The organism is Pantoea sp. FN0305 (genome assembly GCF_050113845.1).
In the GTDB taxonomy this organism is placed as follows: Bacteria; Pseudomonadota; Gammaproteobacteria; order Enterobacterales; family Enterobacteriaceae; genus Mixta; species Mixta alhagi.
Genome location: NZ_JBNJSN010000003.1, coordinates 308,393 through 333,744 on the forward strand (window position 1 = coordinate 308,393; position 25,352 = coordinate 333,744).

The 25,352-nt window shown below is 50.9% G+C and carries 27 protein-coding genes; 10 read left to right on the forward strand and 17 right to left on the reverse strand.

All coding sequences use genetic code 11. The annotated features are described in order from the left end of the window. Positions 1–2 precede the first annotated feature (2 nt). The 7 genes from fliL to fliF all read right to left on the reverse strand — a co-directional run bounded on the left by fliL (position 3) and on the right by fliF (position 6,969). Entirely contained in the window at positions 3–512 is a 510-nt protein-coding gene (gene fliL / locus ACQE3Y_RS08410) for a flagellar basal body-associated protein FliL (protein ID WP_426973848.1), read from the reverse strand. Positions 513–651: 139 nt separating this feature from the next. Continuing rightward, positions 652–1,800 carry a flagellar hook-length control protein FliK gene (locus ACQE3Y_RS08415; RefSeq protein WP_426981425.1) on the reverse strand — a complete coding sequence of 383 codons (1,149 nt, stop codon included), beginning with the start codon at positions 1,798–1,800 and terminating at the stop codon, positions 652–654. Then, positions 1,797–2,246, reverse strand: coding sequence for a flagellar export protein FliJ (fliJ, locus tag ACQE3Y_RS08420; RefSeq protein WP_426973846.1), 450 nt, complete (start codon positions 2,244–2,246; stop codon positions 1,797–1,799). Before fliJ ends, ACQE3Y_RS08415 begins: the two co-directional genes overlap by 4 nt. Next, the gene (fliI, locus tag ACQE3Y_RS08425) at positions 2,243–3,631 is read right to left on the reverse strand and encodes a flagellar protein export ATPase FliI (RefSeq protein ID WP_426981426.1); all 1,389 of its coding nucleotides are present in this window, start codon (positions 3,629–3,631) and stop codon (positions 2,243–2,245) included. The genes fliJ and fliI overlap by 4 nt, the downstream gene beginning before the upstream one ends. After that, entirely contained in the window at positions 3,628–4,329 is a 702-nt protein-coding gene (locus ACQE3Y_RS08430; RefSeq protein ID WP_426981427.1) for a flagellar assembly protein FliH, read from the reverse strand. The genes fliI and ACQE3Y_RS08430 overlap by 4 nt, the downstream gene beginning before the upstream one ends. Next, positions 4,322–5,308, reverse strand: coding sequence for a flagellar motor switch protein FliG (fliG, locus tag ACQE3Y_RS08435; protein WP_426973843.1), 987 nt, complete (start codon positions 5,306–5,308; stop codon positions 4,322–4,324). Before fliG ends, ACQE3Y_RS08430 begins: the two co-directional genes overlap by 8 nt. Continuing rightward, entirely contained in the window at positions 5,305–6,969 is a 1,665-nt protein-coding gene (fliF, locus tag ACQE3Y_RS08440; protein ID WP_426981428.1) for a flagellar basal-body MS-ring/collar protein FliF, read from the reverse strand. Before fliF ends, fliG begins: the two co-directional genes overlap by 4 nt. Positions 6,970–7,266: 297 nt before the next feature. Here fliF and fliE point away from each other — a divergent pair, with 297 nt between their 5' ends. The 8 genes from fliE (at position 7,267) to ACQE3Y_RS08480 (ending at position 14,451) form a co-directional block, all read left to right on the forward strand. Continuing rightward, positions 7,267–7,596: a flagellar hook-basal body complex protein FliE gene (gene fliE / locus ACQE3Y_RS08445; RefSeq protein ID WP_426973841.1), complete on the forward strand. Its 330-nt coding sequence runs from the start codon at positions 7,267–7,269 to the stop codon at positions 7,594–7,596. Between the two features lie 132 nt (positions 7,597–7,728). Continuing rightward, complete coding sequence (locus ACQE3Y_RS08450; RefSeq protein ID WP_426981429.1) at positions 7,729–8,634, forward strand: CheR family methyltransferase; 906 nt, start codon at positions 7,729–7,731, stop codon at positions 8,632–8,634. Then, on the forward strand, positions 8,631–9,680 hold the full coding sequence (locus tag ACQE3Y_RS08455) for a protein-glutamate methylesterase/protein-glutamine glutaminase (RefSeq protein WP_426973840.1): 1,050 nt from the start codon (positions 8,631–8,633) through the stop codon (positions 9,678–9,680). Before ACQE3Y_RS08450 ends, ACQE3Y_RS08455 begins: the two co-directional genes overlap by 4 nt. Before the next feature lie 59 nt (positions 9,681–9,739). Then, complete coding sequence (cheY, locus tag ACQE3Y_RS08460; RefSeq protein ID WP_426973839.1) at positions 9,740–10,129, forward strand: chemotaxis response regulator CheY; 390 nt, start codon at positions 9,740–9,742, stop codon at positions 10,127–10,129. Between the two features lie 5 nt (positions 10,130–10,134). Continuing rightward, a complete protein-coding gene (gene cheZ, locus ACQE3Y_RS08465) occupies positions 10,135–10,782 on the forward strand; it encodes a protein phosphatase CheZ (RefSeq protein WP_426973838.1) in 648 nt (215 codons plus the stop codon). A 2-nt stretch (positions 10,783–10,784) separates the two neighbouring features. Beyond that, positions 10,785–11,930 (forward strand): flagellar biosynthesis protein FlhB, encoded by a 1,146-nt coding sequence (gene flhB, locus ACQE3Y_RS08470; protein WP_426981430.1) that lies wholly within the window; start codon positions 10,785–10,787, stop codon positions 11,928–11,930. Continuing rightward, positions 11,930–14,038 (forward strand): flagellar biosynthesis protein FlhA, encoded by a 2,109-nt coding sequence (gene flhA, locus ACQE3Y_RS08475; protein ID WP_426973836.1) that lies wholly within the window; start codon positions 11,930–11,932, stop codon positions 14,036–14,038. The genes flhB and flhA overlap by 1 nt, the downstream gene beginning before the upstream one ends. 56 nt (positions 14,039–14,094) lie before the next feature. Further along, positions 14,095–14,451 (forward strand): flagellar protein FlhE, encoded by a 357-nt coding sequence (locus ACQE3Y_RS08480; protein ID WP_426981431.1) that lies wholly within the window; start codon positions 14,095–14,097, stop codon positions 14,449–14,451. 53 nt (positions 14,452–14,504) lie between these two features. On the opposite strand, the gene ACQE3Y_RS08485 is transcribed toward ACQE3Y_RS08480, so the two are convergent. The 3 genes from ACQE3Y_RS08485 to fliD are packed head-to-tail and all read right to left on the reverse strand — an operon-like array spanning position 14,505 to position 16,771. Then, positions 14,505–14,843, reverse strand: a complete 339-nt coding sequence (locus ACQE3Y_RS08485; RefSeq protein ID WP_426973834.1) for a flagellar protein FliT — start codon at positions 14,841–14,843, stop codon at positions 14,505–14,507. A 13-nt stretch (positions 14,844–14,856) separates the two neighbouring features. Next, positions 14,857–15,243, reverse strand: a complete 387-nt coding sequence (fliS, locus tag ACQE3Y_RS08490) for a flagellar export chaperone FliS (RefSeq protein WP_426981432.1) — start codon at positions 15,241–15,243, stop codon at positions 14,857–14,859. Between the two features lie 58 nt (positions 15,244–15,301). Further along, positions 15,302–16,771, reverse strand: a complete 1,470-nt coding sequence (gene fliD / locus ACQE3Y_RS08495; RefSeq protein ID WP_426981433.1) for a flagellar filament capping protein FliD — start codon at positions 16,769–16,771, stop codon at positions 15,302–15,304. A 441-nt stretch (positions 16,772–17,212) separates the two neighbouring features. On the opposite strand from fliD, the gene ACQE3Y_RS08500 reads away from it, so the two are divergent. Both ACQE3Y_RS08500 and ACQE3Y_RS08505 read left to right on the forward strand, forming a co-directional pair. Next, positions 17,213–18,304 carry a FliC/FljB family flagellin gene (locus ACQE3Y_RS08500; RefSeq protein WP_426981434.1) on the forward strand — a complete coding sequence of 364 codons (1,092 nt, stop codon included), beginning with the start codon at positions 17,213–17,215 and terminating at the stop codon, positions 18,302–18,304. 74 nt (positions 18,305–18,378) lie between these two features. After that, complete coding sequence (locus ACQE3Y_RS08505) at positions 18,379–18,621, forward strand: hypothetical protein (protein ID WP_426981435.1); 243 nt, start codon at positions 18,379–18,381, stop codon at positions 18,619–18,621. Positions 18,622–18,702: 81 nt separating this feature from the next. Here the strand turns inward: ACQE3Y_RS08505 and cheW are convergent, their stop codons facing one another. The 7 genes from cheW to ACQE3Y_RS08540 form a co-directional block, all read right to left on the reverse strand. Next, a complete protein-coding gene (gene cheW / locus ACQE3Y_RS08510; RefSeq protein WP_085069041.1) occupies positions 18,703–19,206 on the reverse strand; it encodes a chemotaxis protein CheW in 504 nt (167 codons plus the stop codon). 11 nt (positions 19,207–19,217) lie between these two features. Continuing rightward, the gene (gene cheA / locus ACQE3Y_RS08515; RefSeq protein ID WP_426981468.1) at positions 19,218–21,188 is read right to left on the reverse strand and encodes a chemotaxis protein CheA; all 1,971 of its coding nucleotides are present in this window, start codon (positions 21,186–21,188) and stop codon (positions 19,218–19,220) included. Positions 21,189–21,209: 21 nt separating this feature from the next. Beyond that, positions 21,210–22,133 (reverse strand): flagellar motor protein MotB, encoded by a 924-nt coding sequence (gene motB, locus ACQE3Y_RS08520; RefSeq protein ID WP_426981436.1) that lies wholly within the window; start codon positions 22,131–22,133, stop codon positions 21,210–21,212. Next, positions 22,130–23,017, reverse strand: coding sequence for a flagellar motor stator protein MotA (motA, locus tag ACQE3Y_RS08525; RefSeq protein ID WP_426973828.1), 888 nt, complete (start codon positions 23,015–23,017; stop codon positions 22,130–22,132). The genes motB and motA overlap by 4 nt, the downstream gene beginning before the upstream one ends. Before the next feature lie 142 nt (positions 23,018–23,159). Next, a complete protein-coding gene (flhC, locus tag ACQE3Y_RS08530; RefSeq protein ID WP_426973827.1) occupies positions 23,160–23,696 on the reverse strand; it encodes a flagellar transcriptional regulator FlhC in 537 nt (178 codons plus the stop codon). 14 nt (positions 23,697–23,710) lie between these two features. Continuing rightward, positions 23,711–24,058 carry a flagellar transcriptional regulator FlhD gene (gene flhD / locus ACQE3Y_RS08535; RefSeq protein ID WP_426973826.1) on the reverse strand — a complete coding sequence of 116 codons (348 nt, stop codon included), beginning with the start codon at positions 24,056–24,058 and terminating at the stop codon, positions 23,711–23,713. Between the two features lie 487 nt (positions 24,059–24,545). Continuing rightward, entirely contained in the window at positions 24,546–25,259 is a 714-nt protein-coding gene (locus ACQE3Y_RS08540) for an RNA polymerase sigma factor FliA (RefSeq protein ID WP_426974071.1), read from the reverse strand. Positions 25,260–25,352 lie beyond the last annotated feature (93 nt).

The window sequence follows — 25,352 nt, forward strand, 5'->3', positions numbered from 1 at the left end:
CGTTACCGTAATATAAAGGCGTTAAACAAAACATCCGTAACAGTCACTCCTGGGGTTTCATCAAGAGGCATGTTTAATATTTTTTTAATATCCTGGATTAATTGCGACTTGCCTTCGTTAACCGATAACTCTTCCGCGCTGCGTCCGGAAAATAGCACTAATAAACGGCTGCGTACTTCCGGCAAATATTTTTCTATCTTGGTTTTATCTTCTTCATTACTTACGCGCAGCGTTAAGCCAATATAAAGAACGCGATCGTACTCTTCACCGCCAGGCTTCAGGCTAACGGTAAAGGTATCCAGCGGGACATAAATGGGCGCTATCGGCTCGACAACTTCAATGACCTCAGGAGGTGTATCATCTGACAGCAGGCGCGCCTGCATGTTTTTCATTTCGTACATAGTCCAGGCGGCAATGGCGCAGGCAGCTATCGCCAAAAGTAAAATGACAAAAATAAATAACGATCTTGCTTTACTTTTCCCTGTCTTCGTCGACTTTTTTTTATTTGACATCGAATTAACAATTCCTGTTATAAACTACCTGACGTTCAATTATACAGATCCATTGAATAGCCAATTCTATTACAAGCAAGCCCCTGAACAATTCGTCAAAAAGAAGAAATTACTGATGGTAAATCATTGACTCTATTCTTCATGCAAAAATGCTTATGCCCGTGGGAGAATAAATTCGCTGAGGCGTAATTTCCTCTTCCACATCAATTAGCGGTTCTGCACCGGTCTCTTTTTGAGAAAGCGAAGATTGCCCTGAATCAGCATCAGCTGAAGAACCCCATGCTGCAGCGCCATCATGGCCAACGCTACCCTGACCCAGCTGAATTCCCGCTTCGGCCAGCGAGGTACGCAGATGAGACATAGCGGCCTCCAGCGCAGCGCGCACCGGCTGATGATCGGTAACGAAGTGCAACTGAACCTGATCCTGATCCAGACGCAGCTTGATCTGTAACGGCCCTAAATGTTCCGGATGTAAACGCAGCTCGGCATGATGAACGCCATTACGGGTAAAGGCGCTAAGTTTCTGGCTAAGCGCCTGCTGCCAGGCTGGCGATCCTACTTCCGGTTCCAGCACGCCATACGCGACCGGTAGCAGGGTGCTGGACGTTGAGGATGTAGCAGCGGGTGTCGCCAGCGATGCCGGGGAGGTAGCGGGTGCGGCGGTAAGAGGCATTGTCTGCGCGCGATTATCAACGGACAGAACAGCCTTGTCACCTTCACCTTCCAGACCCTGCGCTACGCCGATAGCTTGCTTAATTAAGGCGTCAGGAGCGGGGCTTTGCTGCGTGTTCGGCTCGGCAGGCTTTCCGCTGTGATGAGCGGCCCGCGGGCTGGCGATCATGCGCAGCATCTCATCGGCGGAATTTTGATGTGCCGTTTGCAACGTGCCTTTTTCTGTTGTGGCCTGAAGCGCATCGGTGTCATTGATTAATGCATGTAGCGCATTGCCAGGCTGCCCGATTTGCGGCGCAGCGACAGCTTTAGCCAGGCTGGCCATAGCGGGTTGCGCAGCGGCAGTGGTTTCTGCCACGGCCGCAGACGGCAGCGAGGCACATATGGCATCAGGCAGAACAGCCGGCAGCAGCCAGGCCGCAACCGCATCAAGATCCTCTTCGTTCAGTTTGTCGCTGGCTGGTCGTTGCTCTTTTCCCTGTATAAGAGGCATACGCCTGTCCGTAACAGCGGCGAGTTCACTATCCAGCACACTGGCGAAACCGGTATCGATACTATTGCCTGCCGCCGCTGCGGGGGCCACGCCCGGCAGGGAGGCGATGGTATTAATCATCATAAACCGCTGTTCCTTAAGCTTGCGCGCTGCGCGAATTCATCCATTAACTTCTGATCCAGGCGATTTTCTTTCGCCTGCTTTACACTATCGGCCCGGCTAACCAGGGTTTCAAAAGCGTTCAACCGTCGCTTGTCTTTTTTCCAGCGATCCAGTGCCTGATCGACCGACTGCTGGCAAGCAGCAACATGACCGGCATGCTGTTTAACAACCCGACCAAGCGACGAGATAAAAAATTGATGGCTGAGCAGGTTGATCACCGGCATGCCGGTAGCTGACATCGTCGTCTGTAACTGTTGTCCATATTCCTGCTCATAGCGGGTTAGCTGCTCAAGCTGTGCGGCGGCATTGGCGTGAACCTGGCGCACCTTGCCAAGCTGGCTCGTGGTATCGCTTAAAGTCTGTTCCGCCAGCTCGCACAACACCTTCATTGGGGAACGCTGTGTCATTCGCTACTCTCCTTGTGGTGATCAGGTAAATCGGGAAACAGCGCAGAGAGCGCGGCGAACGAGGCTTCATATTCGCTGCGGTCATAGATTCCCTGCTGCAAAAAACGCTCCATTTGTGGATAGAGCTCAATCGCCCGATCCAGCAAGGGGTCGCTGCCGGCAGCGTAGGCGCCGACGCTAATCAAATCGCGGTTACGCTGCCAGGCAGAAAGCAGCTGTTTGAAACGTTGTACTTTTTTGTAGTGTTGGGGTGGGATCAGCTCGGTCATGGCGCGGCTGATAGAGGCTTCAATATCGATGGCGGGATAGTGTCCCGCCTCCGCCAGTCGACGCGACAGCACCACGTGACCATCCAGAATCGCACGCGCCGAGTCGGCAATCGGGTCCTGCTGATCGTCCCCTTCGGTAAGTACGGTATAAAATGCGGTAATCGAGCCGCCTCCCTGCACGCCATTGCCGGCGCGCTCCACCAGCGCAGGCAAACGAGCAAAAACCGAAGGCGGATAGCCTTTGGTGGCCGGAGGTTCGCCAATTGCCAGCGCAATTTCACGCTGCGCCATCGCATAGCGGGTTAACGAGTCCATAATCAGCAAGACGTTTAACCCCTGGTCACGGAAGTCTTCTGCGATGCGCGTCGCGTAGTCGGCGCCCTGCATCCGCAAGATAGGTGAAACGTCGGCCGGTGCGGCGATCACGACAGCGCGGCTTAGCCCTTCTTTTCCCAGGATATTCTCAATAAAATCTTTAACTTCGCGGCCACGCTCGCCAATCAGCCCAACCACAATAACATCCGCTTTGGTATAGCGCGCCATCATGCCGAGCAGCACCGATTTCCCCACGCCGGAGCCGGCAAAAAGCCCCATTCGCTGCCCACGCCCGACGGTTAACAGGCCATTAATAGCGCATACGCCCACGTCCAGCACAGACTTGATCGGCTCACGCAGCAAAGGGTTAAAAGGCGTGGAAAAAAGCGCGCCGCGCTGGCGCGTTTCGGGGGCAGACAGGTTGTCCAGCGGTCGGGCGCGCGCATCCAGCACCCGACCCAGTAATGCCTGTCCCAGCGGTAACATTTTGCCTTTAGTCGTACCGGTATCCGGGGCATAAATTCGCGCGCCCGGCAGAATGCCATCCGTATTCTCCAGCGGCATCAGATAAAGCAACTGTCCGTTAAAGCCGACAACTTCGCTTTCCATGCTGTCGCCGCCGTGCGCGCTGTCACGCTCTACCCGACACAATGTGCCGATCGGCAGCGTTAAGCCCACGGCTTCTAATATCAGGCCGGTAGCTCGCGTTAATCTGCCGTAGCGGCGTATGCCGGATAAGCTCACCATCCGCTGTTCTTTGTCATCAATGGCTTGCAGCCATCGTGCAAGTCGCTGACTCATGCGCCATAATCCTCACGGCTGAGCTGACACAGCGCCTGCCAGCTGCTGGAAACGGTGGCATCCAGTTCGCATTCTGCCGAGGTGATGCGGCAGCCGCCGGGCAACATAGCGTCATCGGCGCGCAGCTCCCAGCCCTGTTGCGCCAGTACAGTACCCAGCTGCTCCTGCACCGTGGAAAACTCGTCGGCATTTACCCAGAGCTGAACAGGCCCCTGGAACAGCGGCTCCTGCTGCAACAGCGACTGGATTTTCTCCAGCAGCAAATTGTTGTCGAAAGCCAGGTTTTTACCCAGGGTGGCACGGGCTGCTGTCAGCGCCAGCTGCACCAGACGCGACGGAATGACCTTCTCAAGGTTATCAATCGCCGCCTGGAACGAGTGCAACAGCTCGGTAAATTGCGCCGTGGTTTGTTGCTGGCGTTCTCTGGCTTCTGCCAGGCCCTGCTCAATACCGGCCTGATGCCCCTGTTGAAAACCCTCCTGGTGCCCCTGTTTACGACCTTCTTCAAGGCCCTGCGCCAGCCCCTGCGCCAGACCTTTTTGTTCTGCCTGGCGTCGCAGCCGTTGCAGCTCTGCCTGCTGCTGCTCTGGCGTCGATTCGCTGTTCATGATCTGCACATCGTCAGACAGCATATCTGCTTTACAAAGATCTTCCGGCTGCCAGATCTGCCAGCCGGTTAACTGCTGAAGATCAGACATAGACATCCTCACTGCCGCCAATGTTAATTTCACCGCTTTCCGCTAAGCGGCGCACAATCTGCAGAATGGTTTTCTGTTCGGCTTCCACCTGCGACATACGTACCGGCCCGCGTGCACTGAGATCCTCGCGCATAATATCGGCCTGACGCTTCGACATATTGCGGAAGAACTTATCGCGCAGCGGCGCCTCTGCGCCTTTCAGGGCAATAATCAACGTTTCGTTATCCACATCCTGCAGGATGCGCTGGATACTGCGATCGTCGGTATCCAGCAGATTTTCGAACAGGAACATCTCGTCGATAATTTTCTGTGCCAGCTCATGGTCAAATTCACGTACCGCCTCAATCGCTGCCTCTTCCTGCTGCGATTTCATCAGGTTAAGAATTTCGGCAGCCGGACGAATACCACCCATTTTGCTGCGTTTGAGGTTCTGGCCATGTAGCAAATTATTCAGTACTTCTGTCAGTTCCTGCAGCGCCGCAGGCTGTACGCCGCCGAAGGTGGCAATACGCAGCATGATGTCGTTACGATCGCGCTCATCAAAGCGCGTCAGCACGTCCGCCGCCTGGGCACGTTTCAGATGCACAAGAATGGTGGCGATGATTTGCGGATGTTCTTCATGAATCAGTTCAAATACCGCCAGCGGCTCCATGAAGTTCAGCGTTTCAATGCCGCTATTATTGCCCTGGGTATCCAGCAGATCTTCCAGCAGGCTGGAAGCGCGCTCTTCACCCAGCGCCTGTATCAGCACATTGCGCAGATAATCATTGGTATTAACGGTAAGCGCGGCGAAATCGCCCGCATCTTGCTGGAACTCTTTTAGCACTTCAGCCAGTTGCTCATGGGTAAAGCCACTCATGCTGACCATCGCGCTACTGATTTGCGTTACTTCATGGGTATTGAGATGACGAAAGACCTCCGCAGCACGCTCTTCGCCGAGCGTTAGCATGATGATCGCGCTTTTGTCGCATGCATTCATGATGACTGTTCCTTATTCATCCACTGACGGAGTACCAGAGCGATAACCTGCGGGTCCTGCTCAGCCATACTGCGCAACTGCTGCACGTTGACTTCAGTTTCCACACGCTGCTGCGCTTTCGCCTGCTCACGCATTTCTGCTTTACGTAGCTGTGCATCCAGCTTGGCCTGACGCGCTTCCTTTTCCAGTTCGAGACGCTGTAGCGCCAGCTCCTGATGCTTAATCCAGAAAGGCTGCAGCATCTTGCGCCATAGCACCAATGCCACCAGCAGCACCAGCAAATAGCGACCCGCCATCAACATCGAATCGATAAAGACAGGACGCAGCCAGAACGGCGTTTCAGGCTCGGCCGGCTCATCAGTAAACAGGGAGTTGACTACGTTTAAGCTATCGCCGCGCTCGCTGGAGTAGCCCATCGCCTCTTTAACCAGCGCCTGGATCTTCTCCATTTGTTCTTTATCCAACGCGACCGGCTTGCCTTCCTTATCCAGCTGATAGTTCACCACGACCGCCACCGAGAGGCGTTCGATCGTGCCGGGGCTGCGTTTGGTATGGGTAAGCGTACGGTTCAGTTCGTAGTTGGTGGTTTCATCTTTTTGGCGGCTATAAGGCTGAGTTGATACGGCCTCGCTATTAGCGCCCTTCTGTGAATTATTTGCCGTAGCGGGTTGCTCAATCGGCGCGGTGGTGGGAGCGGAGGGCTGATTGCTTAGCGCGCCCGGCACGCCGCCCGGCCCTGCTTTATTCCCCTGCTCGCTGCTGTTGATTTGGCGGCTACGTACGGCCATGTTTTCCGGCGCGCTGTTCGGCTGATATTGCTCTGCCGTTTGCTCATGCGTAGTGAAATCGATCTGCGCGGTGACCTGTGTTTTGACGTTGGCCGCGCCTACCACCGGAGCCAAAATAGCCTGAATACGTTGGCGATAATCCGCTTCGATCTCATTGATATATTTAAGCTGATTGGTCTGGAGCGCCTGATCGCCGCGCTGAGTCAGCAAATTACCACGCTGATCGACCAGCGTGACATTATCGACATTCAGGCCGGGCACCGCACTGGAGATAAGCCAGCTAATCGCATTAACCTGCCCTGCACCCAGTGAGCGGCCCGCATTTAAATCCAGCGTTACCGAGGCGGAAGGTAACTTTTGCTCGCGTACAAACAGCGTTTGCTTAGGGATCGCCAGGTGCACGCGCGCGCTGCGTACCGGGCCCAGTTTCTCAATAGTGCGCGCCAGTTCGCCTTCAAGCGCGCGCTGGTAGTTAATCTGCTCGTTAAACTGGCTAAGACCAAATTTTTCCTGGTCGAGCAGCTCGAAACCCACCTGTCCGCCTTTTGGCAATCCCTGCTGGGCCAGTCTCAGGCGGGCCTCATATACCCGATCGGCGGGCACCATAATGGCACCGCCATGCTCCTGAAAACGGTAGGGCACGTTCATCTGTGTCAGCTGCGTGACAATGGCTCCGCCATCTTCATCGCTGATATTGCTATACAGAACACGGTAATCGGGAGATTTCGCCCAAAATAACAGCGCAATAATCACTGATATAAATGCAGCGGCAAGAATAATAAACAGAAAGCGAGGATTCGCACGAAATCGCTCTACCATCGAGGTAAAGTTTAATTGGGTGTTAGGTTTACTACTGTTATCACTGGCATCCATGCGGTCATCCTACCTGAATAAAAGATGATGCAATCTGCACCATAAGCCATTAGTCTGCGCGCCAGCTCCGATACCAATATTAACAGGCGGAATGCCTTTTACCGGCAACGCGCCTTTAAGGATTATCCTCCATTTGATAAAAATATTAAGCGCTAATAAATGCGAGCTTATGTCGGCTATTTGCATTATCTACCACATTCAGAAACATGTTATTCTCACTATTAATCAGAAGTTAATAAAAGGAAAAAAGCTGGCATGACGTTTGCGTCTGTCAGCGTTTATTTATAAGGGAATGCTATGTCAATCCAATCTACAGGTGTGCTGGAACAGATTCAATTTCTGGCGAATAAGATTTCAATGTCAGGAAATAGCCTGTCTGTTCATGATACAAAAAATAGCGAACCAGTATCTTTTTCCGGCCTTTTACTTAACAGCCTTAACAATATTAGCCAGTTACAAAACCATTCCAAAAGCCTGTCAGAGAATTACATGACTGGCACCCCGGGCATTGGTCTCAATGACGTCATGGTTTCCATGCAAAAATCTTCTATTGCGCTCAACCTGGGCATCCAGGTTCGTAACAAATTAGTCAGTGCTTATCAGGAAATAATGAACATGTCCGTGTAACGAGAAAGGTTCATTATTTATTTCAGGTATTTCTTATCTAACTGACATCGCAATCGGCAGCCTTCCCTGCGGTATTTATTATCTGTCATCAGAAGGTTACTTGCTGCCACAGGCTACGCGTTGGTTTCGGATATGGCTGCTCTTTATAGAAATCAGTGCGGTAAGAAAAGTGAAATCATCCCATTGAATAATACAACTGTGAATATCCAGAGCGACTTTGTTTTAACCGGAGCGGAACTGCAAAAAATCACTGCGCTGATTTATCAGCGTGCGGGCATCGTATTGACGCATCAAAAACATGACATGGTTTATAACCGCCTTACGCGCCGCTTACGTCAGCTGGGCATGAAAACCTTTACCGCTTACTTAAATTCACTGGAGTCAGATCCATTCAGCGATGAATGGCAACAGTTTATTAATGCCCTGACAACCAATCTGACCTCCTTTTTCCGGGAGGCCTACCATTTTCCCATTCTGGCTGAACATGCTCGCTCAAGGCAAAGCAACTATAGCGTTTGGTGTACCGCCGCTGCGACAGGCGAAGAGCCCTGCTCTATCGCTATGACGCTGCATGAAGCGCTGGGTCCCCATCTCAATGGTCCGCGTATCTGGGCAACGGATATTGATACCGAAGTGCTGGCAAAGGCTGAAACCGGCGTTTACCGACATGCGGATATTCAAAATCTGACGCCGGAACAAAAGCGCACCTGGTTTTTACGCGGTACCGGCGCGCAGCGGGAGCAGGTTAAAGTGAAGCCCGCGCTGCTCTCTAACATTCATTATCAGCAGCTCAATTTATTGTCGCCTGAGTGGCGGGTCCCCGCCCCCTTTGATACCCGCTTCGACGCCATATTTTGCCGTAATGTCATGATCTATTTTGATAAACCAACCCAACTTCGCATTCTGCAACGCTTTGAGAACATGCTAAAGCCGGGCGGCCTGCTGTTTGTCGGACATTCAGAAAACTTCAGCAATATAAACGGGCCGTTTCGTCTGCGCGGACAGTCGGTTTACTGCCTGGCTCAGGAGCGAACATGAATAAAATCAAGGTACTTTGCGTTGATGACTCGGCGCTAATACGCAGCATTATGAGCAAAATCGTCAACGAACAGCCCGATATGGAAATGGTGGCAACGGCCCCCGACCCGCTTATCGCCCGCGATCTGATCAAGCGCCATTCGCCTGACGTCCTCACGCTGGATGTAGAGATGCCGCGCATGGATGGCCTGGACTTTCTGGAACGCCTGATGCGCCTGCGTCCGATGCCGGTGATCATGGTCTCATCCCTGACGCAGAAAGGGTCAGAAATTACCCTCAATGCGCTGGAGCTGGGCGCCATTGATTTTGTTACCAAGCCTCAGATGGGGCTGCAGGACGGTATGCTGAAATATAGCGAACTGATCGCCGATAAAATTCGCGTGGCTGCCCGGGTACGTAATTTTCAGCGCTATAGCGAAACTTCTGCGCCGGCACGCCTGCCAACCGGCCCCTTAATCGGCAGTGAGAAAATCATTGCGATCGGCTCATCGACCGGCGGTACGGAAGCATTGCGCCAGGTATTAACCGCCATGCCGCTTAACTGCCCCGGGATCATGATCACTCAGCATATGCCTGCCGGTTTTACCCGCTCCTTTGCTGAACGGCTAAATAAGTTATGCCGTATTACGGTGAAAGAGGCGGAAAACGGTGACCGGATTTTGCCCGGTCATGCTTATCTGGCTCCTGGCGGCATTCATCTTGGACTGACCCGTAGCGGGGCGAACTATCACGCCCAACTGCAGGATCTCCCGCCGGTAAACCGCCACTGTCCTTCCGTGGATCTGCTTTTTCATTCTGTCGCGAAATATGCCGGGAAGAATGCGGTCGGCGCGATTTTAACCGGTATGGGTCATGACGGTGCGCAGGGAATGCAGGCGATGCACCAGGCAGGCGCCCGTACCCTGGCGCAAAGCGAGAGAACCTGCGTGGTGTACGGCATGCCGCGCGAAGCCGTCGCGCTCGGCTGTGTGGATGAGATTGTCGATATCGATCAGATGTGTCAGCACATCCTGAGCAATGTGGTCGGGCAGGCGCGCCGTATATAGCGGTTTATCAGCATGACCAACCCCTGTTATTTCACTTTCACTATGGACAGATAATAAAAATGGCAGACAAGAATTTACGTTTTTTAGTGGTAGACGATTTCGCAACCATGCGTCGTATTGTGCGTAATCTTCTAAAAGATTTGGGCTACCACAACGTAGAAGAAGCAGAAGACGGCAACGATGCGATGGGCAAGCTACAGCTTTCGCCGTTCGATTTTGTCATCAGCGACTGGAATATGCCCAATATGGATGGCCTGGAACTGCTCAATGAAATCCGCAAAGACGAACGCCTCAAAACCTTACCGGTGCTGATGGTGACGGCGGAAGCCAAAAAAGAAAACATCATTGCGGCGGCGCAGGCGGGTGCCAGCGGTTACGTGGTTAAGCCTTTTACCGCCGCCATACTGGAAGAAAAACTGACGAAAATCTTCGAAAAACTGGGATGGTAGGAAGCATGGAAGCAGAGCAGAATGCGCAATCCGCTGAAAATCTAAGGATTATTTTTTCACAAATTGGACATCTGACGCGTCAGCTACGTGACAGCCTGAATAATTTGAGCCTCGATCGCGCCATTATGGATGTGGCAGAGGTCATGCCAGACGCCCGTGATCGCCTGAATTATGTGGTCAATAAAACCTCTCAGGCCGCCGATCGCGTACTCACCTGCGTGGAAATCGCCCGTCCTTTACAGGACAACCTTAACAGCACGGCGGACAGCCTGGCGGCGCGCTGGGATGAGTGGTTTGAAAATCCGATTGAGTTGACCACCGCTCGTGCGCTGGTGATCGACACACGGCAGTTTTTAAAACAGACGCCGGACGTTGCTCAGCAGACCAATCAGCAGCTAATGGAAATCATGATGGCGCAGGATTTTCAGGATCTTACCGGTCAGGTGATCAAGAAAATGATGGATATGATCGCCCATATTGAGCAGGGTCTGATACAGATGCTGGTGGACAATATGCCGGAGAAACCACAGGCCGCCGTCGCCGCCGACCACCCGGGTAACCTGAAAAATGGCCCGCAGCTTGATCATACCAAAGCAGGCGTCGTCGCCTCGCAGGATCAGGTTGATGATCTGCTGGAAAGCCTTGGCTTTTAGCGATGTCTGAAGAAAGTGATGTAGAAAAAACGGAAGACCCCACGCCCCACAGACGACAAAAGGCACGGGAAGAGGGACAGATCCCACGATCCAAAGAGCTGACCTCTTTGATGATGCTACTGGTGGGATGGTCGCTGATGCTGGCAGGCGGTGAGAATGTGGTCGGCCACCTTACCCATCTGTTAAAAGGCGGGCTGACATTCGACGCGCTGCTGGCACGCGATCCGGCACAACTCTGGCTTCATCTGCGCAATCTGGGCGATCTCGCCATAAGTGCGCTGCTGCTGCTGCTGCCGGGGCTGTTCCTGACCGGGTTAATGACGCCCATGCTGCTGGGTGGTCTGCAGCTCGGCGGTAAATCTTTTAAGCTGGATCTGAAGCGGCTTTCACTGCTCTCCGGTCTTAAGCGCATGCTTTCCGCGCAGTTCGTCTCTGAACTGTTAAAGGGTTTGCTGAAGGTCACGCTGGTCGGCTGCGTTTGCGGTTTTTACCTGTTTATGCATAAGCAGCAACTGATTCACCTGATGAATCAGCCGCTGAACGATGCGCTGCGTCATTTTAGCCAGTTGATTATGGACTGTCTGCTGATGGTGATCCTGGCGCTGATCCCAATGGTGGGTTATGACGTTTTCTACCAGCTCTTCAGCAATATGAAAAAGCTGCGTATGAGCCGACAGGAAATACGTGACGAGCATAAGCAGCATGAAGGCGATCCCCATATTAAAGCGCGTATCAAGCAGCTACAGCGTGCTGCGGCAACGCGCCGCATGATGGCGGAGCTGCCAACGGCCGACGTGGTCATCAATAACCCCACGCACTACTCCGTTGCGTTGCGTTACAAAGAGGGCGCGATGGCTGCGCCTGTTTTAATCGCTAAAGGCGCAGGTGAAACGGCAATGCGTATTCGCGCCGTGGCTGAAGAGCACAATATTCCAATGCTGCAGGCAGCGCCGCTGGCGCGTGCGCTGTATCGCCACTGCGAACTGAATGCGCCGATTCCCACCACCCTGTATAGCGCAGTGGCGGAAGTTCTCGCCTGGGTTTATGGCCTGCGCCGCTGGCGTAACGCAGGCGGCATACGTCCGAAAAAACCCGTCAATCTTCCGGTGCCTGAAGCGCTGGATTTCAAACCTAAGAGCCAAGAGTGATGTCAAATTTAGCGAGCAAACTACGCTTGCCGCAGTTTAAACAGACGCAGTGGCAAATTCTGGCCGGCCCGGTATTGATCATGCTGATTCTGGCTATGATGATTTTGCCGCTGCCGGCGTTCTTACTGGATATGTTGTTCACCTTCAATATCGTGCTGTCGCTGATGATATTGCTGGTGGCGATGTTTACACAGAAAACACTGGAATTTTCCGCCTTCCCTACCGTGCTGCTGTTTTCAACGCTGCTGCGGCTGGCACTGAATATTGCCTCCACGCGTGTGATCCTGCTGGAGGGTCATACCGGCGGAGCGGCGGCTGGCCGGGTGGTCGAAGCTTTTGGTCACTTTCTGGTTGGCGGTAATTTCGCTATCGGCATAATCGTGTTCGCCATTCTGATCATTATTAACTTTATGGTCATCACCAAGGGTGCCGGACGTATTGCGGAAGTCGGCGCGCGCTTTGTGCTGGACGGCATGCCAGGCAAACAGATGGCGATTGATGCCGATTTGAATGCCGGGTTAATTGGCGAAGATGAAGCAAAACGCCGTCGTAACGAAGTGACCCAGGAATCTGACTTTTATGGTTCCATGGATGGTGCCAGTAAGTTTGTGCGCGGTGATGCGATTGCCGGTCTGCTGATTATGGCCATCAATATCATTGGCGGCCTGACGATCGGCATGCTGCAACACGATATGTCATTTGCCCAGGCTGGTGAGACCTACACGCTGCTGACTATTGGCGACGGGCTGGTCGGTCAGATCCCCGCGTTGATTATCTCTACCGCTGCTGGCGTCATCGTGACGCGGGTTGCCACCGAGCAGGACGTAGGCGAACAGATGGTCAGTCAGCTGATGACGAATCCACGCGTCATGCTGCTCTCCGCCGGCGTAATCGGCCTGCTGGGTATTATTCCGGGCATGCCTAATCTGGTGTTTTTACTTTTTACCTCTGCTCTACTCGGCACCGCCTGGTGGCTGCGCGGGCGTGAACAACAGGCCGCGCTCAGCGGTACGCCTTTGCAGGGCAACAAGGATCGTGAAACGGCAAAAGGCAAAGCGGAAGCGGCCCAGGTGGCAGAGGCTTCCTGGGAGGACGTACAGCTGGAAGATGTACTCTGTCTGGAGGTAGGCTATCGTCTGATTCCGCTGGTGGATACTGCGCAAAGCGGGCAGTTGCTGGCACGCATTCGTGGTATCCGCAAGAAATTTGCGCAGGATATGGGCTTTCTGCCGCCGCCGGTTCACATTCGCGATAATCTTGATTTAGCGCCCGGCGACTACCGCATTCTGTTAAAAGGCGTTGAAATTGGCCGTGGCACCATTCAACCTGAACGCTCAATGGCGATCGACCCAGGCTGTGCGGAAGGCGAGCTGCCGGGCGTAGCTTGCCAGGAACCCGCGTTTGGTCTGCCTGCGGTATGGATTGATGAGATATTGCGCGAGCAGGCAACGATTCAGGGCTATACCGTGGTTGATCCCAGCTCGGTGGTCGCCACGCACCTTAATCACCTGATTGGTCTGCATACCGATGAGCTGTTCAGCCGCCAGGAAACGCAGCTGCTGTTGGATCAGGTCGGTAAAGAGATGCCTAAGCTGGTGGAAGATTTCATTCCAGCCGTGCTGCCGCTGAACACCTTTCATAAAGTACTGCAGAACCTGCTGGCGGAGCGCGTCTCTATCCGTGATATGCGAACCATCATCGATACACTGGCCGAGTTCGCCCCAGGGCAAAATGATGCCGACGAGCTGACGGCGCAGGTACGAATTCGACTTGGCCGTGCCATTACCCAGCAATGGTTCCAGAATAATCAGGAGATTCAGGTTATTGGGCTGGATACCGAGCTGGAGCGCTTACTGACGCAGGCGATTCAGAACGGCAGCGCCATTGAGCCCGGCATTGCGGAAAACCTGATTGCACAAACCGAACGCGCCATTCAGCAGCAGGAAGCGATCGATGCGCCGCTGGTCCTGCTGGTTAATCAGCCACTCAGGCTGATGCTATCTCGCTTTCTGCGGCGCGTTTTTCCACAGCTGGCCGTGCTTTCTAACCTTGAGCTGACCCATAACTGTACGGTACGCATGACCTGGGTGATTGGTGGCAAAAAGTGAGGACAAGATCTGTCTTAACCCTTCTGCTGGCGGTTGCATCGCTGCCAGCTTTGGCTATGCATGGTTCGTGGAGCGGCGCGGCGGCCGGACCTTTGCTCAGCGTGGGTAAGCAGACCTATGTGGGAGAGCCGCTGCGTCCGGCTGTGCCGATACCCGCTAATGCGGCGCTGCGTCGCATTAGCTGGCGCATAAGTTTGCTTTCGCCATCGCCGACAGGGCTGGAGATCAAGCTTTGTAGCGTGACGGCCTGTATCCTGCTGGATCGGTTAACAGGCCAGAAAGCGACGCCGTTACCCTTTTCGCCGGGAGAGGCGTTACGTTTTATCTATGTGATTAACACGAACGGGCAGCTGAAGCCGCCCGTTCGTGTGGTCAGTCATCAGGTAACCATCAATTATCAGGCGGGTCGTTAGTCAGATAGTAAGCGCGCGGAGACGGCAAAATTATCAATAATGATGTGCTGGCATTACCGGAAGGGCGAGATAACTTGTGCAAGATATGCCTTGTTACCCTTTTTACTTTGATGCAATGAAGACATCTCTTTTTTTAATAGCGCCATGCGACCTTCCAGTGCCCGGTTTATCTCTTCTTCATTACTTTGTAGCGTTATTAAAAAATTATAAAATTGTTCTTTTTCATCGCTGGACAGCGTATCGGGAACCTGTTCCAGCACAGCACGCAGGGTAATAATATAGCGCTCCGCCATTGTGACGAAATTACCCCATTCTCCCTGTTGCGCCATAACCAGCATAGCCTGATTCATTTTATAAATATTATTGTGTTCTTCAATAAGGAATGTAGCCATAGCCTGCCTGTTTTCAACGTGGTTCGATTTCTTTCCATGCCTCAGCGATATTGGTTAATATCTCATCAACATGTGCTAACTGAGAAGGATCGTTATTTAAATTAGCCTGTAATAGCGTGCGCGACATATAGTGATAAAGTGCATCCAGATCGCCTGCGATCTGTTTTCCCTTTTCATGATCGAGGGCGGATCGTAATCCATTATCAATAATGTTAATTGCTTTTGAAATCATTTCACCGCGTTTAGCGATGTTGCCGTTTTCAAAATAAAGGCGCGCGCGCATAATGGCGCTGTGCGCGCCATCGAACAGCATAGTAATCAACTGATGCGGCGTCGCACCTGCCACCTTGCTGTGAAGATCGACCTGCGCGTAGGCCTGGGTTCCTTGCTTTGCGTACATGTTAGTCTCCATAAAAATAAGCAGGTATACGCCTGCTTATTTTGGCGGTTTGCGCACATTATTTATTAAGGCTGGATAACATTGAGATCAGCTGGTTACTCAGGCTAGTTAACTGCGACATGGTCGAGTCCAGATTCTGGAACTGAACGCGATAGCGCTCTACCTGCGCATCGATCAGCTTTTGGGTTTTATCTATCTGCTCTTTTACCAGCTTGACCTGCTCATCAAGGCTATCGGTGGTGTTTTTGATGATGCCGTCGGTTTTGCTCTCTTCGTCACCGGCATATTTGGTAATAATATCAGTCAGCGTGGAGGCCAGGCCCTGATTTCCGGCATGGTCTTTAAACATCTGGCCAATTTGATCGGGATTATCGGCAATCGCTTCGTCCAGCGTTTTCTCACTTAGCGTCATCTGACCTGTGCCGGCATCGAAGGTGATGCCCAGCGAAGCCAGGGCGTTATAGTCGCTGTTTTTATCGCCATAGACACCGTTAACCGCAGCGCGCAGTTCACCCACCATACTGCGCAACGTACCATCGCCCATCAGCGCGCCGTTCTCCTTGTTGGGTTTGGCCACCTCGTCGTCTTTCAGGCCAGAGGCGTCGTTCGGCACATATTTACTGGAAGCGGTGGTTTGCTTTAGCAATGCATTGTAGTTTTTGACAAAATCCTGCAGCGTACTTTTGATGGCGGAGTTATCTATGCTGAGTGTGAGCTGCTCCGACATAAGCTGCCCCGATGCTCCCTTTTCAGAGGTGGCTTTCAGATTTAGGGTAACGCCTTCGATGATGTCGGTAATATTATTACTGGATCGCGTGTACGTGATGCCATCAACCTTCAGTTGTGCATCCTGTGCTTTGGAAACGGCAATCATGCCATTCGTCCCGTCCTCAGCCTCTCGTCCGCCCCCCTGGGTATTCAACAGCGCGCCCAGCGTATCGTCACCCTCGACGCTTACCGACATTTCGCCGTCGGTACCGGCGGTGCGTGAACTGAGCACCAGCTGATAACCATCATCGGTACGCTGCACCGAGGCGCGTACATCGCCCTCTTGCTTATTGATCGCTTTCGCCATCTGGTTAAGAGAGGTTTCATCATCTGCCAGTTTGACTTTCAGCTCTTTGCCATTTTTTTGCGTAATGGTAATAGTACGGGTTGTTCCGGTGGTTTCACCCAGGTTTTCAGCGGCGTCTTCGTAACCCGTGGTGCGCAGCTTATGGGAAACCGCCAGCTGCATTACGGTGACATCATGCGCATCGGCGTTGGCCTCCACCGTGGCGGTAGCCGTAAAGGCCTTGTTGTCACTGACCTTCAGCGTATTAAACGCTTCACCGCTGAGCTTCTTAACGCTGCCATGCAAGGCATCGAGCGCGCTGGAGATTTTCCCCCATGCGGAAATTTTGTTTTCGTAACCGCTTTTTAAATTGGTGTAGGGCGTCAGACGGGTTTGCTCTGCAACTTTCATCTGCGCCAGCATGGCGGCCGTATCAAGGCCGGAACCAATACCGAGGGAAGACATGGTTGGCATTATCTACTCCTTTAGGGATTATTATTTAAACCTGGTCTCTTTTAGCTATCGGTTTAAACGGCGCGAAGATAAGTTTTTATTTTCAAACCCCATCATTATAAGCGTAACGCTTTCATTATTATGCAACGGACATTCTATTATTAACGCCGTGTAAAAGCCTTAATTATTACATCTTCCCTTAAAATTTTAAACGTCTATAACCCGCCAGAATTGCTGGCTTTTATACGCTTTGATGTTTATTTAAAAAATAACCCAGGGATTTAAATATTCCTCTTACCAAATCTTTATCTTTGCCTGAAATTTGCGCAAAAGGCATTTTTTTTGAATTTATTTTTTAGAGAATTTATCTGAGGCCGATATTTTTAATATGCGCTTGTTAACGCATCAACAAATTGCAGAGAACTGCAATAAAAGAACTCAACCTATATATAAGGGAACAATATGTCACAGGTGATTAATACTAACGCCCTGAGTTTGATGGCTCAAAATAACCTGAATAAATCACAGAACTCTCTGGGTTCTGCTATTCAGCGCCTTTCTTCCGGCCTGCGCATTAACAGCGCAAAAGATGACGCGGCAGGTCAGGCAATCAGTAACCGTTTCACCTCTAACATTACCGGCCTGACTCAGGCTTCACGTAATGCGAACGACGGTATTTCTCTGGCTCAGACCACAGAAGGCGCGCTGAACGAAATCAATGACAACCTGCAGAACATTCGTCGTTTGACCGTACAGGCTTCCAACGGCACCAATTCCGCTTCTGACCGCCAGTCAATTCAGGACGAAATCACCCAGCGCCTGTCTGAGATCGACCGTATCTCTGAACAAACTGACTTCAACGGCGTAAAAGTGCTGAAGACCGATCAGAGCCTGACGATTCAGGTTGGCGCGAATGACAGCGAAACCATTAGCCTGAACCTGAAGCAGATCAACTCCGAGACGCTGAACATGGCGAAATTCGATGTCAACGCCTATGCCACCCGTCCTGATTTAGGTACCAAAGCTGCCAAAGATATGACTATTACCATCGGTACTGGCGCATCCGCCAAGTCGCATAAGCTGACTGATGCTGACTTGCAGAAAATGAAAGAGGTGGCCTTCGAGGCGAACGGTACCGGTGATATCTATATTGGTGGTGATGGCACAATCAGGGCGATAGGCACTAAAGCCGACAAGACTGAAGTCGCTGTAGAACTCACCCCATCACTGAACGGTAACAATGTGACTTTTGCCAAAGGCAATGCAGTCGAAGATCCGAGCGCCAAGCTGATGGAAACGGTGGATGCGGCCCTGAAACAGGTCGACAGCCTGCGCTCAAGCCTGGGTGCCGCGCAGAACCGTTTTGCTTCAGTGATCAGCAACCTGGACAGCGCAGTAAACAACCTGTCTGAGTCACGCTCGCGTATCCTGGATGCGGACTTCGCTTCTGAAGTTTCCAACATGAGCCGTGCTAACATCCTGCAGTCTGCCGGTACCACCGTGCTGGCCCAGGCTAACCAGGTTCCGCAGAACGTGCTGTCCCTGCTGCGCTAAGTTTAACGCGGCGAGCGTAACGCTCCTTTAGCTTAATAAGCTGACGCCCTGCTTTTATCGGTAGGGCGTTTTTTATGTCTGTGACTTACCGCCTGACTGCAGCCGGCCATCACGTCGGCAATAGAAACGACACCGCGTCGGCTGTAGGTAAGCAACATCACGCAGCAGCAGACGGCATCACGTCAGCAGCAGATAAGCAACATCACGCAGCAGCAGACAACATCGCGTCAGCAGCAGATAAGCAACATCATGACAGGCTAAGCGGGCTGGCAAAGAGCCAGAGCCAGAGCCAGAGCCAGAGCCGGAAAAAAATATAAAGGAGGACAACAGAAGGATAAAACGCGGAAATAAAAAAGGGCAGCCGCGGCGCATCTGTTGCCGCTGCTGCCCAGAAAAAATTACAGCGTCTCGTTGACGCTCTTCTCAACCAGTTCCATCTCTTCGCTGGTGAGTAATTTCTCGATATCTACCAGGATAATCATTCTTTCATCCACTGAGCCCAGGCCCAGCAGATAATCCGTGGAGAGCGTAACGGAAAAGTCCGGCGCCGGCTTGATCTCTTCAGCATTCAGCGATAGCACATCAGAAACGCCATCCACGACAATGCCCACTACCCGCTGCGCCAGGCTCAATACAATCACCACTGTTTTTTCATTAATCTCTGTGCCAGCCAAATCGAATTTAATACGCAAATCAACGATCGGTACAATCACGCCGCGCAGGTTGGTGACGCCGGTAATAAATTCCGGCGTATTGGCGAGGCGGGTTACCCGTTCGCAGCCACGTATCTCCTGCACCTTTAATATTTCGATGCCGTATTCTTCATTACCCAGCGTAAAGACCAGGTATTCGTTGCCGTGATTGTCGGTTGCTGTTTTCTTTTCAGTTGCGGAAGCTGTCATTTTGTTTGTCCTTAAACAGGGAGCGCTTGCCCGGCTTTCGTCGCGACGCGCTTGGATTTACACAGTTTCGCCAGCGCAGCGACGTCAAGAATCAACGCCACGCTGCCATCGCCTAAAATGGTTGCGGCAGAGATACCGGGCACTTTGCGATAGTTAAGCTCAAGATTTTTTACCACTACCTGATGCTGGCCAATGAGCTGATCGACCATCAGGGCGTAACGCACGCCAGCACTTTGTAAAATCACCGCAACGCTGTCATTAATCGCGGCAGGCTCCTCTGTCATATCAAATATGTAGTGCAGCGTAATGAGTGGAATATATTCGCCCCGCACCTGCAGCATCAGCTCATCGCCTGCCATACGATAGAGAGAATCTTCGGTGAGTTTCAGCGACTCCATAACGGCGCCAAGCGGCAGTACATAGGTTTCATCGGCAACGCGGACCGACATACCATCAAGTATCGCCAGGGTTAACGGCAGAATAATGCGGATCGTCGAGCCTTTATTTTGCTCAGAGGTAATCTCTACATGGCCGCCCATTTCCTGAATATTGCGTCTCACCACATCCATGCCGACGCCGCGCCCGGAGACATCGGTTACCTTTTCCGCAGTGGAGAAGCCAGCCGCAAAAATCAGCATCCAGACATCTTCATTACTGATATTTTCGTTAATTGCCATCCCCTGAGCGTGCGCACGCGCAAGGATCTTTTCACGGTTCAGGCCTGCGCCATCATCACTGACTTCAATAACAATATTTCCGCCCTGATGCTCCGCTGACAGCGTCAGGTTGCCCATCGGGGATTTGCCTTTCGCGATGCGTTCCTCACGGCTTTCAATACCGTGATCGAGGCTGTTACGAACCAAATGCGTCAGGGGATCGATGATACGTTCAATCAGGCTTTTATCCAGTTCGGCGGACCCGCCTACCAGCGTCAATTCAACCTCTTTGCCCAACTTGCCGGCTAAGTCATGTACCAGCCGTGGGAAGCGGCTAAATACATACTCCATCGGCATCATGCGAATGGACATCACCGATTCCTGTAGATCGCGCGCGTTGCGCTCCAGCTGAACGATGCTGTTTAACAGCACGTCATTTGCTGATGGCTCCAGAGTGGCGGAAAGCTGTGACAGCATCGACTGGGTGATAATAAGTTCGCCGACCAGGTTAATGATCTGATCAACCTTTTCTACCGCAACGCGAATGCTATTGGACTCGGCGGCCTGCGCACGAGCGGCGGGCCTGACGGGCGCGCTTTTCGCCGCTGCCGGAGGGCTTTCAACAGCTGCGACTGACGTTACGCAGCTGTCTGTTTCTGCCGGCGCGCTGCCCGCTGTAATAGCTACCTGTTCCGCTTCAACGATAAAGCAGAGCACAGCTTCGATTTCATCGGCGCTGGACGTGGTTTCTAACTGAACCTGTAGCCGATCTTCTTGCTGTTGCTGGCTAAGCACTTTCCCCAGATTAGAGAGCTCATCAACCAGCAGACGCCCCTCATCTTGTTTCACATTTAACAGGGTAATATTCAGGAAAGCGCGTTCTGCTGGTGCATTTACCGGCGCTGCTGCGGCCGTGGTTGCCTGATCTGCCGAGCCATCTTTACTTTGTTGCGCAATTTGCCGTAGCGCCTCGCAAATATAGTTAAATGTTTCTTGGTCTGGTTCCTGAGAAGATTTATAGGCATCAAGCTGATCTTGCATAATATCCTTGCTCTCCAGAAACAGATTAATGATTTCGCCGGTTAGCCGCAGGACACCGCAGCGCGCATCATCCAGAAGGTTTTCCATTAAATGGGTGGTTTCTTGCAATATTTTAAAACCGAACGTTCCAGCACCGCCTTTAATGGAATGCGCTGCGCGGAAAATAGCATCTAACATTTCCTTGTCGGGCGAAATGACATCAAGCTGTAGCAGATATTTTTCCATATCAGCTAACAGCTCATCGGCTTCATCAAAAAAAGTCTGATAAAAATCGCTTACATCCATATTGTTCAACCCTATCCTGATTTAATTCGCAAGCGCGGCGGCATCTTCATTGGTTTGCGGCGTAATTTTTAACTCATCTTTTATCGCATCAATATTTTCATGGCCGGTAACACTCTGGATTAAGCTATCGTCCCTGATCAGCGATTTTTCTTTATCCTGGCTTAAAACCAGAATACTAATACGGCGGTTGATGGGGTTGTGTGGCTGCGTGTTGTCCAGCACCATTGAATCTGCCGTTCCCACTACCCGCAGAAATTTATTGGCCGCCAGGCCGGCGGCTATCAATGCGCGGCGCGAAGCGTTTGCGCGATCGGCGGAAAGTTCCCAGTTGCTGTAGCCAGTATCGCCATGCGCATAAGGAAGCGAGTCAGTATGTCCCGTCAGGCTAATACGATTGGGTAGCTGGTTGATAACCGGTACCAGCGTTTCGAAAATGCCCCTTAAATATCCCTCCAGTTCTTTGCTGCCCAACTTAAACATCGGGCGGTCCTGGCTATCAATAATTTGAATGAGCAATCCATTTTCGGTGAGCTGCATGCGCAGGTTTGATTGAAAGTTGTTGAGCCGGGGATCGGTTTTAATCATGTTTTGCAGCCGATCGCGGGCTCTTTTTAACCGTTGCAGATCGGCGTTATCGCGTGGTGTGGATCGGTTAACTTCACCCGTCTTATGCACCACATCGCTACCGCCGCCCGGTATAACGCTTTCACTCAGGCTGGGCTGGTTACCCTGTGAGAGCGCAACCTTTAAGGGCATTTGAAAATATTCTGCAATTTGGTGTCTCTGCTGCGGAGAAGTACTGGTGATCAGCCACATCACAAGGAAAAAAGCCATCATCGCCGTCATAAAATCGGCGTAGGCAATTTTCCATGAGCCTCCATGATGACCGTGGCCCTGCTTTTTCCGCTTGCGGACGATAATCACAGGATGCTTATTTTTACTCATGGTACGCTTCCCGAATCACTGCTTGTATTCGATTTCACCTGGCGCACATGCTCTTCAAGCTCAATAAAGGTAGGACGTTCAGTGGAATAGAGAATTTTACGTCCGAACTCGATCGCTATCTGTGGCGCATAACCGCTCATGCTGGAAAGCAACGTTACTTTGATGCATTGCAGCATCTTCACTTTCTCGCTGCTTTTTTGACGCAGCAGCGCTGCCAGCGGCAGGATAAACCCATACGCCAGCAGAATCCCCAGGAAGGTACCTACCATGGCGTGCGCGATCAGTTCGCCCAGCTCAGCGGCGGGTCGATCGGCCGCAGCCAGCGCGTTAACTACCCCCATTACGGCCGCCACGATGCCGAAAGCAGGAAAAGCGTCACCCACCGAGTTCAGGCTGCCAGCAGGTACCTCAAGCTCATGCTCACAGGTCTCAATTTCTTCATCCATCAATGCTTCAACTTCATGCGGACTCATATTGCCGCTGATCATCAAACGCAAATAATCCACCAGAAAATTCATTAGTAATTTATCGGCGATAAGACGCGGATAGTTGGAAAAAAGCGTGCTGTTCTGCGGATCTTCTATATCATTTTCCAGCGCCATCATTCCGTTTTGCCTTGCTTTTGACAGCAATAAAAACATCAGCGCCATTAATTCCATATAAATGGCTTTATTATATTGAGATCCTTTAAACAACAGAGGAAAGGACCTCATGGTGGCAGAAATGGCTTTACCATTGTTACCCACAATAAAGGCACCGACGCCTGCTCCACCGATAATGAGCAGTTCAGTGGGTTGATAAAGCGCACCAAGATGTCCGCCAGATAAAACAAAGCCACCAAAAACAGTGGCAAAAACAACTACATAACCAATAATAACCAGCATGCTGTCTCCTTATTATAAACACGCCTGTTTTTTATATTTATTAATGGTGACTAACGTTTCAGGCGTTAACGTACCTGGATATACAGATACGTTATTCACGATCCTGGTTTCTTACCATCAACGTTATAGTGCAGCGCGCTGGTTAACCGGCAATATCATAAGCTTCACATTTTTTCGCCGCACGTGAAGGCGGACTGCATAAGCTACAGGTAAAAGGATCTTTTGCATGCTCATGGGTAATCACAAAAGCGCCGTGACAGGCAATACATTCCGTACGTCCTATCATGCCACACTCAATAAAACGTAATAATGTCCATGCCCGGGTTAATCCCAGTACCGGTTTTTCCGGGGCTTTAACCGGACACTGTTCCAGATATAAACGGTATGCTTTGATTAATGCTTCAATAGGGCGACAATTTTCAATTTTTTTTATAAAGAGGTAAATATTATAAAACATCGATGAGTGGATATTCTGCTCCCACGACATGAACCACTCCGCAGAAAAAGGCAACATGCCTTTCGGCGGAGGACATCCGCGCAGTTCCTTGTAAAGCCTTAAAAGCCTTCTGCGGCTTAGGCTGATCTCACTTTCCAGCACCTGCATTCTGGCACCGAAAGTAATAAGCTCCATTGCCATCTGAACTTCTTTAATTTCGTCCAGGATACTTTTTTCACTCATGATTGCTAGCTCCGTCAGCAAGTAGAATGGTTTTGCTCGGGAAGTGAGTTGAGCAACTCCGTTGATAAAATAATTCCAGTATGAATTTGTTGTAGCGCATCAATACGCGATGCTTTCGTCAGGCAGTCAATCATCTCTTTATCATCCACGCGCAAACGGCATATCAGTTGGCTGGTTGAAGCCATCTTGATAAGTTGCGGCAGGGTAAGTTCGCTTAGCGTATCAAGAATGGTACTGTCTAATCCCAGACGAAATCCTGCAGCGAACTTATCTTCGCGTATAAGCCTTTGCGCCAAGACTAAATAAGTAAGGTTCAAATCATGTATAGATTGAAGCAGATCGTTAGTATCGGAGCTATGCATATTTATATTCCACATTGGTTTCGTGTTAAATAATCCTGCCAATATTTCAAATATCGGCATTAGAGGAAGGCCAAACAATATGGAATGTCCACTTACTATTTTGCGCAAATCTCAGTGTAAATAAATGGTCTACGCAGCAGGCTAAGTCAAACCAATATCACTAATAAAATTAAAATTATAACTATAAAAGCGTCACTGCTTCTTTAGCATCCGGCAGGCTATTTCCCTGATATTAGCACTTTCAAGACAATTCCTATTTGGATCCCGATTATCATATAATAAATCAACCTTTTTCAAGAACTTTTTAATGTATATTTATTTATAGTGACAATGTTAAACGCAATCAATGCGATAAAGATATCTGCCTCTCGTATTAACGAATCAGTCTAAACCAATCAGCAACAATGAGAGATTTGAATGTTATCACTCGCTTAAAGAAGATAATTAAAATCACTAAAATACTTATCTAATTTAACAATCAAAGCCATCATTGCAAGCGTGCACGTATTCTTTTTATTGCCTGGCTGTGCAACTGGCTTACCCGTGTTTCCGTTATTTCAAGTATTTTCCCGATTTCTTTCATATTTAACTCTTGTTGGTAGTAGAGATTCAACAATACCTGCTCCCTTTCGGGTAGTTTCTTAATCTCATCAGCAATCTTTTTAAGTAGTTTTTGCTGAGTGATTTTATTGAGCGGATTAAACTTTTCATGTTGTATATCAGGTTGTTCGAACCTGTCCGCCAGCTCTTCTTGCAGCTCATCAAGTGAACAGATTTGGCTGACATTAGTATCTGCCAGCATCTGCCTGTAATCACTAAGGGTTATATTCATCTCAGCCGCAATATCCGCTTCTTTAGCGGCTTTGCCAGTGGCTTGCTCAATGCGATGAATCACCCCGGCAATTTCTCTGGCGTTAGTGCGAATACGGCGCGGTACCCAATCACGTTCGCGCAGTTCATCTATTAAAGCCCAACGTATACGCTGTGTAATGTAAGTGCTAAAAACAATGCCTTTTTTAGGATCAAAATGATCGATGGCGTTGAGAAGAGCGATTGCGCCCACCTGAATCAAATCATCCAGTTCCACGGAGGTAGGTAAACGCACCTGCAACCTTAGCGCTTCATGGCGCACCAGGAAAGCATACTTTTTCCATAATGCATTTTTGTCTACCATACCTTCAGGGGTATATAATTCATTCACAATGACATTGTCCATCCTGCCACGGGTATAGTTTAATTATCTTTCATTGGCCAGGGTATATATAGTTCAATAAGGCCGCACAAATTCCACTAA